Source organism: Micromonospora sp. L32 (assembly GCF_052068055.1).
Taxonomy (GTDB): Bacteria; Actinomycetota; Actinomycetes; order Mycobacteriales; family Micromonosporaceae; genus Micromonospora; species Micromonospora purpureochromogenes.
Genome location: NZ_JBQHDD010000007.1, coordinates 1 through 15219, shown reverse-complemented (window position 1 = coordinate 15219; position 15219 = coordinate 1). Strand labels below are relative to the sequence as shown.

15 protein-coding genes and 1 pseudogene are annotated in these 15219 nt (G+C 70.2%); 5 read left to right on the top strand and 11 right to left on the bottom strand.

Features of this window, described 5'->3' with window-relative positions:
* Window positions 1-13 precede the first annotated feature (13 nt).
* Together ACTMTB_RS19945 and ACTMTB_RS19940 are read right to left on the bottom strand one after the other, a co-directional pair.
* On the bottom strand, window positions 14-553 hold the full coding sequence (locus tag ACTMTB_RS19945; RefSeq protein ID WP_441147693.1) for a hypothetical protein: 540 nt from the start codon (window positions 551-553) through the stop codon (window positions 14-16).
* A gap of 337 nt (window positions 554-890) precedes the next feature.
* The gene (locus tag ACTMTB_RS19940) at window positions 891-1334 is read right to left on the bottom strand and encodes an OsmC family protein (RefSeq protein ID WP_441147691.1); all 444 of its coding nucleotides are present in this window, start codon (window positions 1332-1334) and stop codon (window positions 891-893) included.
* A gap of 185 nt (window positions 1335-1519) precedes the next feature.
* Between ACTMTB_RS19940 and ACTMTB_RS19935 the strand changes: the two genes are divergently transcribed.
* Together ACTMTB_RS19935 and ACTMTB_RS19930 are read left to right on the top strand one after the other, a co-directional pair.
* The gene (locus tag ACTMTB_RS19935) at window positions 1520-2230 is read left to right on the top strand and encodes a DNA alkylation repair protein (protein WP_441147689.1); all 711 of its coding nucleotides are present in this window, start codon (window positions 1520-1522) and stop codon (window positions 2228-2230) included.
* A 327-nt stretch (window positions 2231-2557) separates the two neighbouring features.
* Window positions 2558-3763, top strand: a complete 1206-nt coding sequence (locus ACTMTB_RS19930) for a D-alanyl-D-alanine carboxypeptidase family protein (protein ID WP_441147687.1) — start codon at window positions 2558-2560, stop codon at window positions 3761-3763.
* 67 nt (window positions 3764-3830) lie between these two features.
* Here the strand turns inward: ACTMTB_RS19930 and ACTMTB_RS19925 are convergent, their stop codons facing one another.
* The 7 genes from ACTMTB_RS19925 to alr form a co-directional block, all read right to left on the bottom strand.
* Window positions 3831-4778, bottom strand: coding sequence for a CU044_5270 family protein (locus ACTMTB_RS19925; protein ID WP_441147685.1), 948 nt, complete (start codon window positions 4776-4778; stop codon window positions 3831-3833).
* On the bottom strand, window positions 4771-5385 hold the full coding sequence (locus ACTMTB_RS19920; protein WP_441147683.1) for an RNA polymerase sigma factor: 615 nt from the start codon (window positions 5383-5385) through the stop codon (window positions 4771-4773). The genes ACTMTB_RS19925 and ACTMTB_RS19920 overlap by 8 nt, the downstream gene beginning before the upstream one ends.
* 213 nt (window positions 5386-5598) lie before the next feature.
* On the bottom strand, window positions 5599-5748 hold the full coding sequence (locus tag ACTMTB_RS19915; protein WP_441147681.1) for a hypothetical protein: 150 nt from the start codon (window positions 5746-5748) through the stop codon (window positions 5599-5601).
* The gene (locus ACTMTB_RS19910) at window positions 5745-6389 is read right to left on the bottom strand and encodes a M15 family metallopeptidase (RefSeq protein ID WP_441147679.1); all 645 of its coding nucleotides are present in this window, start codon (window positions 6387-6389) and stop codon (window positions 5745-5747) included. Before ACTMTB_RS19910 ends, ACTMTB_RS19915 begins: the two co-directional genes overlap by 4 nt.
* Complete coding sequence (locus tag ACTMTB_RS19905) at window positions 6386-7561, bottom strand: UDP-N-acetylglucosamine--N-acetylmuramyl-(pentapeptide) pyrophosphoryl-undecaprenol N-acetylglucosamine transferase (protein WP_441147677.1); 1176 nt, start codon at window positions 7559-7561, stop codon at window positions 6386-6388. The genes ACTMTB_RS19910 and ACTMTB_RS19905 overlap by 4 nt, the downstream gene beginning before the upstream one ends.
* Window positions 7561-8589, bottom strand: coding sequence for a D-alanine--D-alanine ligase family protein (locus tag ACTMTB_RS19900; protein WP_441147675.1), 1029 nt, complete (start codon window positions 8587-8589; stop codon window positions 7561-7563). Before ACTMTB_RS19900 ends, ACTMTB_RS19905 begins: the two co-directional genes overlap by 1 nt.
* Entirely contained in the window at window positions 8586-9752 is a 1167-nt protein-coding gene (alr, locus tag ACTMTB_RS19895) for an alanine racemase (RefSeq protein WP_441147673.1), read from the bottom strand. Before alr ends, ACTMTB_RS19900 begins: the two co-directional genes overlap by 4 nt.
* A gap of 382 nt (window positions 9753-10134) precedes the next feature.
* Here alr and ACTMTB_RS19890 point away from each other — a divergent pair, with 382 nt between their 5' ends.
* Both ACTMTB_RS19890 and ACTMTB_RS19885 read left to right on the top strand, forming a co-directional pair.
* The gene (locus ACTMTB_RS19890) at window positions 10135-10875 is read left to right on the top strand and encodes a response regulator transcription factor (RefSeq protein WP_441147671.1); all 741 of its coding nucleotides are present in this window, start codon (window positions 10135-10137) and stop codon (window positions 10873-10875) included.
* A 14-nt stretch (window positions 10876-10889) separates the two neighbouring features.
* Window positions 10890-12542 (top strand): sensor histidine kinase, encoded by a 1653-nt coding sequence (locus ACTMTB_RS19885; protein ID WP_441147669.1) that lies wholly within the window; start codon window positions 10890-10892, stop codon window positions 12540-12542.
* 227 nt (window positions 12543-12769) lie between these two features.
* Here the strand turns inward: ACTMTB_RS19885 and ACTMTB_RS19880 are convergent.
* A pseudogene (locus ACTMTB_RS19880) lies at window positions 12770-13507 on the bottom strand (class I SAM-dependent methyltransferase); the annotation flags it as partial.
* Window positions 13508-13760: 253 nt separating this feature from the next.
* Window positions 13761-14579: a type I methionyl aminopeptidase gene (map, locus tag ACTMTB_RS19875; protein WP_441147667.1), complete on the bottom strand. Its 819-nt coding sequence runs from the start codon at window positions 14577-14579 to the stop codon at window positions 13761-13763.
* Window positions 14580-14655: 76 nt separating this feature from the next.
* On the opposite strand from map, the gene ACTMTB_RS19870 reads away from it, so the two are divergent.
* Window positions 14656-14922 carry a helix-turn-helix domain-containing protein gene (locus ACTMTB_RS19870; RefSeq protein WP_280840919.1) on the top strand — a complete coding sequence of 89 codons (267 nt, stop codon included), beginning with the start codon at window positions 14656-14658 and terminating at the stop codon, window positions 14920-14922.
* Window positions 14923-15219 lie beyond the last annotated feature (297 nt).

Genomic DNA, 15219 nt, shown 5'->3' with positions numbered 1-15219 from the left:
GGGGCCGGCGCTGCTAGCGCACCCAGCCGGTGAAGCGCTGACCGCCGGTGGCGACGCCGGATCGCCGGGGGGCGTCGGCCCGGTGCTGCTGGTTGTCGGTGTCGACGGCAGCGGCTGCAGCCCGGATCAGCCAGGTATTGATCGAGACGCCGGCGCGGCCGGCCGCGTGCTCGACGCGCGCCTTGAGGTGCTCCGGCAGGCGCAGGCTGATCCGCACGGTCGCCTCGTCCTCGCCGTCCGCGGGCGGCTGCGGCACCGGATTCGGCGGGGCCGGCGCTGCCGCCTCTGGATCGTCGGCCCACTGCTCGGCGGGCGGTGGCGTCACGACGAAGCTGGGCTCCCGGTCACGCAGGCGCAGGTCAACCGAACCGGGCGCGAGATCGCGGGTGATCTCGGTGGCCGCTTCGGAAAGCGCGTCCAGCAGGGCGAGCCGGATCGCGGACTCCAGCGGTGCGGTGAGCCGCTCGGCCAGTTCCCGGGCATCGTCACCGCCTGCGGCGGCGGCTACCGCGAGCTGATGCCGGATCGCGTCGACGTAAGCGCGGAGTTCCATGACGCCAGCATGGCATCATCTTGATGCCATGCGCAAGCAGAGTGATGCCATCGTGCGCAGTTTCCGTTCGAACCGGGCCGAGTGTGGGTCGCGGACGGGTAGCCGGCAGCCCAGCATCCGCGCCTGTGGCGCCGAGCGAGGGGCTCTGCCCCACGGCCTTACGGCGGTCGCAAGCACGCCCGGTCAGTCAGGCGCGACTGGTCTGCGGCGAGATTCGGCCTGCGCTGGGCCACGCGGCCCGGAGCGCGGCATCCTCGGGGCCGTCCGCCCTACGGCGCGAAGCGAGCGATCCGACGGCGGGTAGACGGAAGTGTCGGGGAAGTGACGCCCGGAGACGTCAGTCTCCGGTGGAACCGGCAGCCTCGACGATGGAGACGGGAGTGCCAAGTTCGACGGTACGGGAGACGGTGCACAGTCGTTCGTGCGACTGTTGCAGCGACCGGGGCAGCGCCTCGCGCGCCCTGTCGCCGTCCGCGCCCACCGGGAACGTCACGGTGAACTCGACCCTGAGGTTCTGCATCCGGTTTCCTCCGGCCTCGTCCCGGATCTTGTCGCCAGTGACTTCGACGGAGAACTGGGTCGGCTCGGCGCGACGGCTGGTGATGTGGTCCACGTCTATCGCGGTGCAGCCGGCGATGGCAGCCAGAAGCAGTTCCACCGGCGTAAAGCTGGCGTCCTCGCCCGTGCCCATCGACAGCGATCCGCCGCGGACATTCCGCGCGACGTACTTCCCCACGCTGGTGCGCTCGATCTCCACCGAGCGGAAGGTGTCCTCACTCATGACAGGGAAACTACCGAGGCCTTCTGGTCCCGAGCCATCGGGCCTGGCCGGCCGATCGGCCCATCCTCAACCGCCGGGCCCGCAGATCAGGACAGCGTCGACCAGAAGTGCCGCGTCGGCGAGAGCGGATCCCGTCAATAGACGCAGCACCGTAGGCAACGGCGGTCGCGGTAGGTTGCACAGTCATGGCCACGACTGCCGACGTCCGTCACGAGCTCGCCAGCCTCGCCGACCCGCGGCGGGCGGAGGCATCGAGCCGGTTTCTGCAGATGACTCCGGGCGGGTATGGCGAGGGCGACACGGCCATTGGTGTCTCCGTGCCGGAGCAGCGCAGGGTGGCCGCCCGGTACTGGCGCGCCCTCTCCCTGGCCGAAACGGCGAAGCTGCTGACCAGCAGCGTGCACGAGGAGAGGCTGACGGCGCTGTTCATCCTGGTGCGAAAGTTCACCAAGGGAGACGAGGAGGAGCGGGGCCAGATCTTCAGCATCATCCTCGCCAACACCGACCGCATCAACAACTGGGACCTGGTGGACTCATCCGCGCCGTACATCGTCGGCCCCTGGCTGATCGACAAGGATCGGCGCGTTCTGGATCGGTTGGCCGAGTCAAGCCTGGTGTGGGACCGGCGCATCGCCATCATGGCAACTTTCGCCTTCATCAAAGCCGGTGACTTCCATTGGACCTTCCGCCTCAGTGAGCGGCTCCTGCACGACCCGCACGACCTCGTCCGGAAGGCGGTGGGCTGGATGCTGCGCGAGGTGGGCAACCGTGACAGAGCGGCGGAGGAGGAGTTTCTGGCCCGACGTTACCGGGTCATGCCGCGGGTCATGCTGCGGTACGCGATCGAAAAGTTTGAACCGCAGCGACGTCGGGAGTACCTGTCCGGCGTGGTCTAGATATTGATGCCCGCCGGGCGCGGGCACCGCCGTGCGAAGGCGTCCCGGGTGTCTCTGTTCGCGACTGTTCCGGCCGAAAGTGCAAGGCACTGGCCGCCCGTCCCGTGCTGACCGGGTACGCCCGGCCTTTCCGCTTTCGGTCCGGTCAGGCCACGCTGTGCTGTTCGTCTTCGGACACAGCGATCGCGTACGTCCCAATATTCACAGAGGGCCCTGGTAAACGGCACAAGGTGATCGAAAGAGCGCAGCGCACTCAAAGAACGGAATTCTCGCCGTCTTTCTACAACCGGGCTGTGCCTGCCTTGTCAGCAGTTACGGTGCTTTAACATGACGGTCGTTCGTATTGCTGCCGTGGTGCTCAGCGCCGTACTGACCACGCCCGCCGTGGCAGTCGGGTCCTCGACGTTGGCGGCGCCCGCGCCGTACGTGCCCTGCCCGGCCGTGAAGCCGCCAGTGCCCCCGCCCGCCGCACCGTCGCCGCCACCGGTCGGTCCCGCCGACCTGGCCGTCGGCGGCGAGACGCTGGCGACGGCGGGGCTGGCCATTCCCGCGGGCGCGTCGATGGCGCCGTCGGTGACCGCCACCTCGTGGGTCGTGGCCGACCTCGACAGTGGCGCGGTGCTGGGTGGATGCGGCCCGCACGAACACCGCACGCCCGCCAGCGTGCAGAAGATGCTGCTGGCCGCGGCCCTGATGCCGCACCTCGACCCCGCGCAGGTGGTCCAGGTGACCCGGGCGGATCTGCAGGATCTCGATCCGGCCAGCTCACTGATGGGGGTGATCGAGGGCGGCCGTTACTCGGTCGAGAGCCTGTGGCTGGGGCTCCTCCTCAAATCGGGAAACGACGCGGCGAACGTGCTGGCCCGCGCCGGCGGCGGCACCGCCGGGCGGCAGGGCGGCGTGCAGGCGATGAACAACGAGGCACAGCGGCTGGGCGCAAACCAGACCCACGCGGCGACACCGTCCGGCCTGGACGGTCCCGGTCAGTACACCAGCGCGTACGACCTGGCGCTGATCGCGCGCGCCACCTACGCCCGCGCAGACTTCCGGCGATACATCGCCACCCGGGTGGCGGAGATACCGGCAATGCCGGGAACGCCAGGCTTCTCCATCAAACACGACAACACCCTGCTGGACCACTACCCGGGGACGCTCGGCGGCAAGACGGGCTTCACCGACCTGGCGCGACAGACATACGTGGGGGTGGCCGAACGTAACGGCCGGCGGCTCGCCGTGACCCTGCTCGGCGCGGAGACCGCGCCACTGGGGAGCCTGGGCGAGGCGGCGGCCCTGCTGGACTGGGGCTTCGCTCTCCCGCCCGACGCGTCGGTCGGCCGCCTGGTCACCCCCGATGAAAAGAAGCAGGACCGTCCCATTGCCGAGGTCAGAGGCGGCCTTGACGGTCATGCTGGGGCAGGATCATCGTTCTCGTTGGCGGCCATCCTCGGCCTCGCCGCCGCCGTCGTACTGGCCGTCCTCCTCCTGGCGGCTTCCTGGCGACAAAGGGCCACGCGCCGGGCGGCCAACCCGTAGGAAGCCGACGGTTCAGATCCGGAGACCGGGCGGGCGCGCCGAGGCGGCCCGCCCGGTGAGACGGAATTCAGGTCGTCTGACCAACTCGGTCGACGATGGCCAGGCCAAGCACGGCCGACGATCCCGCCGATCCGCCCACCCCGAGAAAGGTGTAGGTCTCGGGGTGGAAGACGAGCACAATTTCGCCTGAACCGGGCGTCGATGGCCAGGTGATCCCGATGCCCGATCGGCCCGCGCCGTCCTTGACCTGCTCAACGGCTTGCAGGTCCGGCGTCGTCGCCGCGGCCTCGTAGAGCGCAGCAAGGGTGCGCGGGCGTAGATAGCTGCCGGTGAGGTAGTAGAGCACGTCCTTGCCGGCGGCATTGGCGTCGCCTGGTTCACCGCTGCGATGCTCGATCAGAAAGGTCCGCATGGCGGCGGCATCGGTGGGCAGGTCGGCACGGTAGGCCGGTGCTGGGGTGCACCGCTCGGTCGCGCCCGGAACTACCTCGCCGCCCTTGAGCACCGCCGCCCGTCCGTTCCGGCAGCCGGGGACGATGCTTTCCGTGCGACCGGTGGCAGAGGTCTCGATGACCAGTCCGTCTCGGGTTCCGTCCACCGACATCCAGCTCTCCCGCATCCCCCGACCCTCCCGGCTGCGGGAGTAGACGAACTGGTCGGGCCGAGGCTTGACGTCGGGCACTCGCAGCGCGGCGGTTGCCGCGTTCCGGAGAACCTGGGTGGCATCGGCCCGCGCGGGCGGCGTGCTGCCACCGAGCCGGTCCGGTGCAAGCACCAGTACCGCGGCGAGCGACGCCGCGACGCCCGCCGATGCCACCCCGCTGAGCACGAGCCGCCAGGTCGGTCGCCTCGAGGGACGAAGCGCCGAGGGCACGGTCGACGTCATGGGTACGGACGACTGTGCCGTCATCGCGGCCATCGCGGTCGTCAGCCGGCTGCGGGCCGGGCTCAACCGCTCGGCAGTCGGCAGCTCGGTCTCGTCTCCGAATTGCTGGAGCAGTCGCATCTCATCCATTGCTCAGTGCCTCCTCGATCGTGCTGGCCGGTTCGCCGCCCAACTGCTCGCGGAGCAGCCTGCGGGCTCGATTGAGTCGTGATCGCACGGTGCCGACCGGGATCCCCAGTGCGGCGGCAACCTCCTCGTACGTCAGTTCCTCCCAGGCGATCAGCAGTAACACGTCGCGATCTCCGTCGGAAAGCGTGGCCAACGCGTCGAGGAGAAGTCGGCGTAGCGATTGCGCCGTCACCACGGTGGCGACCCGGTCGGCATGTGATGCCTCGTTCGTCGCGGGGACGTACGCCTGCCGCAGTCGGTATTCGCGCTCCTCCGTCCGCCGGTGCTGGCCGGCGATGTTGGTGGCGATCCCGTACAGCCAGGGCCGGGCGTTCGGACAGGTGATGTCGAATCGATCCCGACGACGAAACGCCGCGAGGAAGGTCTCAGCGACCAGGTCGTCCGCGGCCGGCACACCGAGGCGCCGTGCCAGGTAGCGATGGATGTACGGCGCGTGCCGGTCGAAGATCGTGGAGAAGATTTCGGGTTCCTGCACAGACCGCGCGATGATCGCTGCGTCCGTCACCGCACCGACGTCGACATCCTTCACTCGTCGCAGGTGTTTCATGTATGGCCCTTCGCGGAGTCGGGAAGCATCACCTGTTATCCGCACCCCGTGCCCGGACGGTTCACGGGCGGGACTGTAGATGTCCGCACGCAAGTGGTGGGGCTCCGGGTCAGCCGACCCGGTCGGGAGTGCCGTCGATACCGCTGGGGCGTCGAACAGACCGCCCATGCAGCTCTACACGCAGGTCTCGTCCCAGGGCGACGCGGGAAGCCCTCAAGCGCCTCGGCGACTCGCTCGGCCGCTGACGCCGTTGCTGTTCGACAGCAGAAAGGCCACCCCCAAGACTGGGAAGTGGCCTTTGAAGATCATCACCGCCAGGGCTGCGATGATCCGCAACAGGTCGATTTCGTACAGCCGCCTCACGGCAGATCCACCGGCCCGTACCGGGTCCGGGCGGCCCCGGTGCTCAGCGCCCAGTAGCGGTCGCCGAACGACCAGTGCCACCATTCGGTCGGGTAGTTGACCATGCCGGCGGACGACAGCGCCCGGCCCAGGATGCCGCGATTGGTGCGGGCCCGCGGGGAGATGTGGGGTGATCCCGTGAAGCAGGCGTCGGCGCTGTCCACCGGGCTGGCGTTGACGGTCGTGCCCAGGTCCAGTTCGATCCCATCGGCCGTACAGAGCGTGAGGTCGACCGTCCCGCCGGTACTGTGCGGAGCCACCTCGGGCGGCGAGATGTACTTGCTGGCCTCCACGCGCCGGCGCGCCGAGTCCCACTCCGGGTACCTGCGGCGCAGTTCGTCCTGGTAGCTCTCGAAGTAGGTCGTCTGCAGGCTGAGCGGCCGGTACCCCTCGATGACCAGCAGTCGCAGCCCTTCGGGCAGGGTCCGCTGGGCGGCGAGCAGACGCTGCACCGTCGCCTCGCGCAGGTGCGCGTACGCGCCGGCCTCGTCGGCCAGCCGGTCGTCCACCCGAAGGTCCGCGACCTGGCGTACGTCGACCAGGGCCTCCCCGTTGTCGCCGAGCGGGATGGCCGAGATTCGCCGATCAGACAGCAGGATCATGACCGGTACCGCCCAGCGGCGTCGATGATCGCGCTGGCCACGGCCGTGGCCGCATACGGCCGGCCGTGTTGGCGGGCAGCGTTGGCCAACTCCCGGCGTCGCTCCGGGTGGTCGAGCAGCACCATGATCTCCTCGTAGAGGCGGTGGGCGGAGGCCTCGGGGCCGGCGAGCATGCGGGCGGCACCGGCGTCGGCGAGGTGCCGTGCGGTCCGCCGCTGTTCGTCGCCGCCGGTGGGGATGAGCGGGATGAAGACGCATGCCTTGCCCAGGGCGGTGAGTTCGGCGACGGTGCCGGCGCCGCTGCGCGCGAAGACGATGTCCGCGGCGCTCAGGACGTCGGGCAGCTCGCCGTGGACGTAGTCGACCACCCGGTACCTGCTGCGCAGGTGTTCCGGGAGGGCGGCCGCGACCTGCCGCATCCGGTCGAGGGAGTAGTCGCCGCACTGGTGCAGCACCTGACATTTCTGCAGGAGTCCGGGGAGGATGTCGGCGATCAGGTTGTTGACCTGGACGGCGCCCTGGGCGCCGCCGGTGACGTACACCAGCGGCAGGCGCGGATCCAGGTGGTACGCGGCGAGCGCCCGCTCGCGGTCGCCTGTGAGGATCTCGGGCCGGATCGGGTTGCCGGTGACCACCGCCCGGGTTCTCGCTCGGGCGGGCAGATGGTCGATGGAAGACTCGTGACTCAGCAGGACTCGATCGGCGAGGCGGGCGAGGATCCGGTTTGCCAGCCCGACGGTGAGGGTCTGCTCGTGCATGACCAGCGGGCGGCGGGTCATCCAGGCGGCGATCCCGATCGGGACGGAGACGTATCCGCCGGTGGAGAAGACCACCTCGGGCCGGGTGCGCACCACGATCATGATGGCCTGGAGGATGCCGAGCGGCACGCGGAAGGCGTCGGCGACGTTGCGGCCCCACTCGTGCAGGTTCGGCGAGCGGCGCAGTTTGCCGGTGGTGATCGCCGTGAAGGCAATGCCCTCCTGCCGGGCGATCCTGGCCTCCAGTCCGTGGGCGACGCCCACCCAGCGGACGTCCGGTGCGGTGCCGGCTGCCGCCAGCCGGTCGCGGAGCGTATGGATCGTGGTCAGCGCCGGGTAGGTGTGCCCACCCGTTCCCCCGCCCGTGACGATCATGCGGAGACCACGGAGATGTTCCGCGGTGTAGACGGCCATCAGCAGGGACTCGGGCAGGGGGAGGCGGTGTCGCGTCGGTGCAGTGCGCCCTGGATGAGGATGTCGAGCAGTGCGGAGTAGCCGACGCCGGCCCGCTGCCAGATCTGCGGGTACTGCGAGGCGGCGGTGAATCCGGGGAAGGTGTTGACCTCGTTGATCACCGGCTCCCGATGGTCTCCGGTCCACCCTGCGCCGTGGTCGGCGTCCGGATCCGGGAGGAAGAAGTCGACGCGGAGCAGCCCACGGCAGCCGAGCGCGTGGAAGGCCCGCACGGCCCGGTCCTGCAGTAGTCGGGTGGTGCCGGGGTCGAGGCGGGCCGGAATGTGGAAGATGGCACCGCCGTCGTACTTGGCGTCGTAGTCGAAGAAGGCGGCGTTCGCCACCCGGATCTCCAGCGGCGGCCCGGCCTCGACGCGGCCGTCGGGATGCTGAAGGACGCCGACGTCGATCTCGCGCCCGCGCACGGCGCGTTCGACGAGAACCTTCGCGTCGCTCTCGCGCGCGAGCCGCAGGGCGGCGGGCAGTTGCGCCCATTGTTCGACCTTGGAGACTCCCAGGCTGGAGCCGGCCCGGGCCGGTTTGACGAAGACGGGCAGCCCCAGCCGCTCCTGATCCCGCGACGACAGATCCTCGTCGGGCCGCAGCGTCACCCCGTCGGCCACGCGCAGGCCGTCGGCGGCGAGGAGTTTCTTCGTGACCGGCTTGTCCATCCCTGCGGCGCTGGCGAAGACACCATTTCCGACAAACGCGACGCCGAGCCACTCCAGCATCGACTGGACGGTGCCGTCCTCACCGTACGGGCCGTGCAGCGCCGGGAACACCACGTCCTGGTCGCCGAGGGTCCGCAGCGCCTGCGCGAACGTGGCCCGGTCGCCGTTCACCCGCCACTGGCCGTCCCGCTCGATCAGCACCTCGGTCACCTGGTAGGCGGCGGGATCGAGGTGGGCCAGGATGCTCTCCGCCGAGCGCCGGGAGACGGCGTGCTCCCCGCTGCGCCCGCCGAACAGCACCGCCAAACGAACAGTCATGATGTTGCCGCTTCCCCGTGTAGGTGTACGCGCGCCACTCGCGCGCCGATTCCGGTCAAGACCTCGTGCGGGTTGGTGCCGGCCCACCGCGCCCACTCGGCGGCCGTCGGCTCGGCCGGGTCGGGCGAGCCGGGCTCGGCGCCGGGACCGAAGACGACCACCGGATCGCCGAGCGCCACCGGCAGGTCGCCGACATCGACGACGCACTGATCCATGGCGATGCGGCCGACGATCGGGCAGCGCCGACCGGCGAGCCAGACCCACGCGCGGCCCTCGGCGGTGCGCGACAGGCCGTCGGCGTACCCGAGCGGCAGCAGAGCGAGCGTGGTCGGCCGATCGGTCACATGATCGGGGCCGTAGGACACGCCGGTACCGGCGGGCACGCGCTTCAGGTTGATCACCCTTGACCGCAGGGTCATGGCGGGTCGAAGGCCGTAACGGCGGGGACCGGCCGGGCCGAACGGGTCGACGCCGTACATGGCCAGGCCGATCCGGCAGAGATCGAACCGGGTCTGCGGGGCGGCCAGTGCCGCCGCCGAGTTCGCCAGATGCACCACTTCGGGGTCGAGCCCGGCTTCCCGAGCGATCCGCAGCGCCTCCTGGAACGTTGACAGCTGCCGGGCGATGCTCGGGCAGCCCGGCACGTCGGCGTTCGTCAGGTGGGACCACACCCCGCGTACCCGGACACTGCCCTCCGCCTCGTGCTTGCGAGCCCAGGCGACCAGCTCGGGCCATTCGTCGCCGTCGGCACCGTTGCGTGACAGACCGACGTCCGCCTTGAGCTGTACCGCGGCGGGCACACCGAGTTCCGTGGCCGCGTCGGCGATCGCGCGCAGGTGGGTCAGGGTCGACACCGCGATGTCGACGTCCGCGGCGATCAGGCGGGTGAAGTCCTCGTCCGGCCGGTGCAGCCAGCTCAGGACGGGCGCGTCGATGCCCGCCGATCGCAGTGCCACCGCCTCCGTCGCCGAGGTCACACCCAGCCAGGCGGCGCCGGCGCCCAACGCAGCCCGCGCCACCGGCACCGAGCCGTGCCCGAACCCGTCGGCCTTCACCACGGCCATCAGCCCGGTACGTGCGATCGCCGCGATCGCCCGGATGTTCTCCGCGATCGCCGCAAGATCGATCACGGCATCGGCCAGCTGGGCACTCTCGTTGATCACACCGGTCCCCGCACGCCGACCACGCGTACCCGGCGTCACCCGGCAGCCCCGGGCTCGACGGGCGGTTCATCCGGCGGTTCGGGGGCCCCTTGCCCGCCGACCGCGGCGGCCCGGCGCACCGCGAGCGTCTCCCGGATCCGCCGCCGGACCGCCCGCCGCTGTTGCTCGTCGCGGCGGCCTGGGTGTGCTGGTTCGAAGATCATGTCCGGCTCCTGACTGACACGACGGGAACGGTAGGCAGCCGGTTGTGAAGAACCCTTGAAGAAGCCGTGGGCCAGCTGTGCGGATATCCCACTCGCCGCCTCCGGAGCCCGCCCACATCAGTTCTTCACGGGTTTCGGGTTTACTTGACCCCGCAACCAGCAGGCAGGACGGGGAAAACATGAGCGGGCGGATCCTGGTCGCCGAGGACGACCCCAAGCAGGCCAACCTCGTGCGGATCTATCTCGAACGCGAGGGGCACAGCGTGCTGCTGGTCGGCGACGGGCGGGCCGCGCTGGACCAGTGCCGGTCCCGCCGGCCGGACCTGGTGGTCCTCGACGTGATGATGCCGGTCCTCGACGGCCTGGACGTGTGCCGGATCCTGCGCGCCGAATCGGACATTCCGATCCTACTGCTGACCGCCCGTACCACCGAGGACGACGTCCTGCTGGGCCTCGACCTCGGTGCCGACGACTACCTCACCAAGCCCTACAGCCCACGCGAGCTGGCCGCTCGGGTCCGGGCGCTGCTGCGCCGGGCCCGGGTGGTGAGCGCCGACAACCGGGCGGTGCTGCGCGTCGGCGAGCTCGAGGTGGACGCCGGCCGGTTCGAGGTACGCGTCGGTGGCCGGCCGGTCGCCCTGACGGCCAAGGAGTTCGGCATCCTCGAGGTGCTCGCCGGCGAGCCCGGGCGGGCGTTCACCCGGGCGCAGATCATCGACCGGGCCTTCGGATTCGATCGTTTCGTGCTCGAACGTACCGTTGACGCGCACGTGATGAACCTCCGCCGCAAGATCGAGGACGACGTTGCCGAGCCGCGGTACGTGCAGACCGTCTACGGCCGCGGCTACCGGCTCGCCGAACCGGAGCCGGAACCGGCGGCGGCGCCGACGCCCCAGGGCACGCCCGGAGCCAGCCGGTGAGTTTTCGGCTACGGGTGCTCTGGCTGGTCATCCTCGTCGCGGTGAGCGCGACCGCGGCGACCGCGTGGCTGACCCTGCGGCAGGCCTCGCAACAGATCAACGACTCGGCCACCACCGACCGGGCGCAACTCGATGAGGTCGTCGGCCGACTCACGACGTACGGCAGCCGGCACGGCACCTGGGAGGGTGTGCCCGGCCTGGTGCGGGACTTGCGCGCCCAGACCGGTCAGCGGATCCACCTGGTCGCTGACACGGGCCAGGTGATCGTGGACACGGACACCCAGGAGGACCGCACCGCCCGGCCGCTCGGCACGATGGTCGGGGTCGTCGACCCGCGGCCGGTTCTGAATCTGGCCGCACTGCCAGCGGAGCCGGCGAGCCGGCAGAAAGGTGTGGCCGCCGCGATCGCCGGCTACCGCACCGGCGTGCTGTTCGCGGCCTGCCTGACCCGGGAATCCGTCCCTGTTGTCGCTTCACCCACCAGCATCGGAGTTCCGCAGTTCGACGCCGGCCTGAGCGCGGCCGACGTGCGGGATCGCCCTGGTGTCGCAGAGATCGTCGACGGCTGCGCCGACGTCGCGGCAGAGCCGGGCCGGCACCTGGCAGACGCTGCCTCGGTGCAGGTGTGCGGCACCTCGACGGTGGAAGCACTGGATTCCTGCCTGGCCCAGGCCTTCACCAACGACATCAGTGACGTCGCGCCGGTACCCGCCCGGGTCTATCTCGGTGCTCGCGGCGATCCGGCGTCCGTGTTGACCGCCGGCCCACTGCTCGCCGCGGCAGCGGGCGTTGCGGCGGTCGCGGTCATCGGCACCGTGCTGCTGAGCCGGCGGGTGCTGCGCCCCATCGACACGCTCACCGCGGCCGCTCAGCGGCTCGGCCGGGGCGACCTCACCGGACGGGTGCCGGTGTCGGGCAACGACGAGCTGGCGGAGTTGGCCCGGTCGTTCAACCGGATGGCCGACTCCCTGCAGCGCGGGGAGGAGCGGCAACGCCGGATGGTCGCCGACGTCGCACATGAACTGCGCACCCCGCTGGCCAACCTGCGCGGCTATCTCGAGGCGCTCTCCGACGGCGTGATCACGCCGGACCGGAATCTCTTCGCATCACTCCACGAAGAGGCGGTGCTGCAACAGCGCATCGTCGACGACCTGCAGGACCTGGCCCTGGCCGAGGCCGGCAACCTGGCGTACCACCGGGTCACGGTGGATCTGGCCGAACTCCTGGAGACCTGCCGCACCGCCCACCACGCAAGGGCGGAGTCGGCCGGGGTGTCGTTGCGCGTGGCGGCCGAGCCGGTTGCGGTACACGCCGATCCCGACCGGCTCCGCCAGGTGGTGGGCAATCTCGTCACCAACGCGCTACGGGCGACCGCTGCCGACGGCAGCGTCAGCTTGGTCGCGAGCCGCACCGACACGCAGGCGGTCGTCCGGGTCGTCGACACCGGCTCGGGAATCGCAGCGGACGCACTGCCGCATGTGTTCGACCGGTTCTGGCGGGCCGACGCCGCGCGGGGCCGCCGTACCGGGGGCAGTGGCCTCGGCCTCGCCATCGCCCGGCAGATCGTCACGGATCACCAGGGCACCATCACGGTCACGAGTGAGGTCGGCGTCGGGACGACATTCACCATCACGCTTCCCCGCGTCGACCAGCTTCATCAGGCGTGACGGCCGCAGAGCGACAGCGACAGCGGCCGGCGCGCGCCGGTGCGGCGGCGCGTGGGCCCGCTCAGGGAGATGCGCTGGGCTGCCTACGCTAGATGGTCGTCTGCCGTGGACATTACTGAACATGTGACGACGGCCGCTGGGTTCGAAGCAAACCGTTTGACCGATGCGAGTGGGGCCTGGGCCACCCATGGCTTCGGACAGCGAAGTCGTACCCGGATGTGGCGGGATCAGGCGACAAGCAGGCGAAGGCCAAGCTCTGCTGCATCGAGATCGACGAGGTCGCGGTTTCGTTCTGCCCACCGACCTGAGGCGAGGTCATCACGGAGGCTGTGCACTGCCCTCTGCTCCGCGTCCGGCCCGACTCTGGCCCAGACCGATACCCCGCGACGGACGTTCTCGTCCAGGTACGCCTCGGGCCGGCGCCAGTAGGCCTCGAAAAAGCCGTCAACGCAGTCCCACGGGATGAGCACCGGCTCCACGCGGGCTCCGATCGCGCTGGCCAGCTCGGTCAGCGAAGGCCGGCCGACAAGGATGTCCGCGACTTCAGGAAGGTAGTCGCGAGTAAGCCAGAACCGACGACGCCATCCGGTGTCACTGGTGTCGTGCGTGAACACCACCACGCGACGAGCAACGCGCCGCATCTCGCGCAGGCCCGCGATCGGGTCCCGCCAGTGATGGATGGTGGCGAAAGCCATCGCTGCGTCGAAGGACTGGTCCTCGAACGGAAGGCTCTCCGCGGCGGCAGCCACGCACGGCGCTGCGCCTGTGGGGCGCTGCGCACGCATGAGCGCCGACGGTTCCACCGCGGTGACGTCACGGTCGGCGGGCTCGTAGGAGCCGGTACCAGCCCCGACATTCAATACCGTCCGTGCATCGCCGAGCGCAGCCCAGACCCTTGCGGCGATCCGCGGCTCGGTGCGCCGCGTCACGGTGTAAGTGGCTCCGATGGTGTCGTACAACTGCGCCCTGGACATGTCGCCGCCTCCCTGGCTGTCACCAGCCCACGCCGCGCACCGGGCCTGGCGTCGCTGCCCTGGAGAGTAGGTCACGTGCGCACTTGGATCGGACAACAGTGCAGGCGGCGATCCGGACAGCACCCAGGCTGATCCATAAAGCGGGTTGCCTGGCCGCGACCTTGGTGAGGAGGCCACGTTCCCCCGCCTCCGCTGGCATCCCGTCCCGGAACGTCCTGAGTCGCGCCCCAGGGCGGGCAGTGGGTCAGGAGGCTGTAGCGGGCTCTTTGGTGGGGTCGGCCGAGGTGGCGCCGTGAGTGGGGCGGCGGGTCAGGACCTGGGGGCCGGAAGCCGTGATGGCGACTGTGTGTTCGGAGTGGGCGGTGCGGGAGCCGTCGGCGGAGCGGATCGTCCAGCCGTCGTTGTCGAACTTGATTTTGTCGGTGGAGCGGCAGAACCAGGGCTCGATGGCGATGGTGAGGCCGGGCTCGAGTTTCATGCCGCGGCGGGCGCGGCCGTTGTTGGAGACGTGCGGGGCCTCGTGCATGGTGCGGCCGATGCCGTGACCGCCGAACTCGGCGTTGACGCCGTAGCCGTAGGAGTGGGCGACCTCGCCGATCGCGGCGGAGATGTCGCCGAGGCGGCCGCCGGGCTGGGCGGCGGTGATGCCGGCCTCCAGTGCCACCTCGGTGGCCTCGATCAGCTTCAGGTCGGCCGGGTCGGGGGTGCCGACGATGACGGAGAGCGCGGAGTCGGCGACCCAGCCGTCGATGCCGGCCGCCATGTCGATGCTGAGCAGGTCACCGTCCCGCAAAACATAGTCGTGCGGCAGGCCGTGCAGCACCGCGTCGTTGACCGACAGGCACAGCACGTTGCGGAACGGGCCGCGGCCGAACGAAGGGGCGTAGTCCCAGTAGCAGGATTCGGCGCCGCGTTCCTTGATCCGGCGGCGGGCGTGGTGTTCGAGGTCCATCAGGTTGACGCCGACTGCGGCGACACCGCTCAGCTCGGCGAGCAGCTCGCCGACGAACTGGCCGGTCACCGCCATCCGGCCGATCTCCTCGGCGGACTTGAGCTCGATCACGACAGCCTCCCTCTCTGTATGCGGTATTTTTATACCACGCCAGGTCGGGGCTGCTCCGGTGGGATATCCTGCCGGCATGGTTCGCCAACCACTCACCGCCGAACAGATCGCAGCGGGCCAGCGCCTCGGAGCCGCTCTTCGGGCCGCGCGGGCCGGCCGCAGCCTCGTCGAGGTGGCCCTGGCAGCCGGCATGTCCCCCGAGACGCTGCGCAAGATCGAGGCGGGCCGCCTTCCCGCACCGGCGTTCGGCACTGTGGTCTGCCTCAGCCAGGCCCTCGACGTCCCCCTCAGCGACCTGGCCGACGTCTGGCTGGCCGGCATGCCCATCCGCCAGGCGTCCTAGCGACCAGCCGCCCAAGCACTTTTGATCCGTCAGCGCGCCGGCAGTCTTACGAGACTGCTCCCTGGGCGCCGGTCGGCTGCCGGTTGGCCGGTTCGAACAAGCTGGTGCCTTCGGCATCCCAAGTGCTGTGACCGGGCGCGGTCACCGTGAACCCGTGTTGTCTATCCCGCTCCCGTCCAGCCGGGCGCTGATCCTGCAGGCGACACCTCGCACGGTTCGCTCAGGCTCATAAGGAAGACTGGAAGGCATGGCTGATCTTGGCGACCCGAAGGCTGCGCTGCACCACTACCTCCAGGC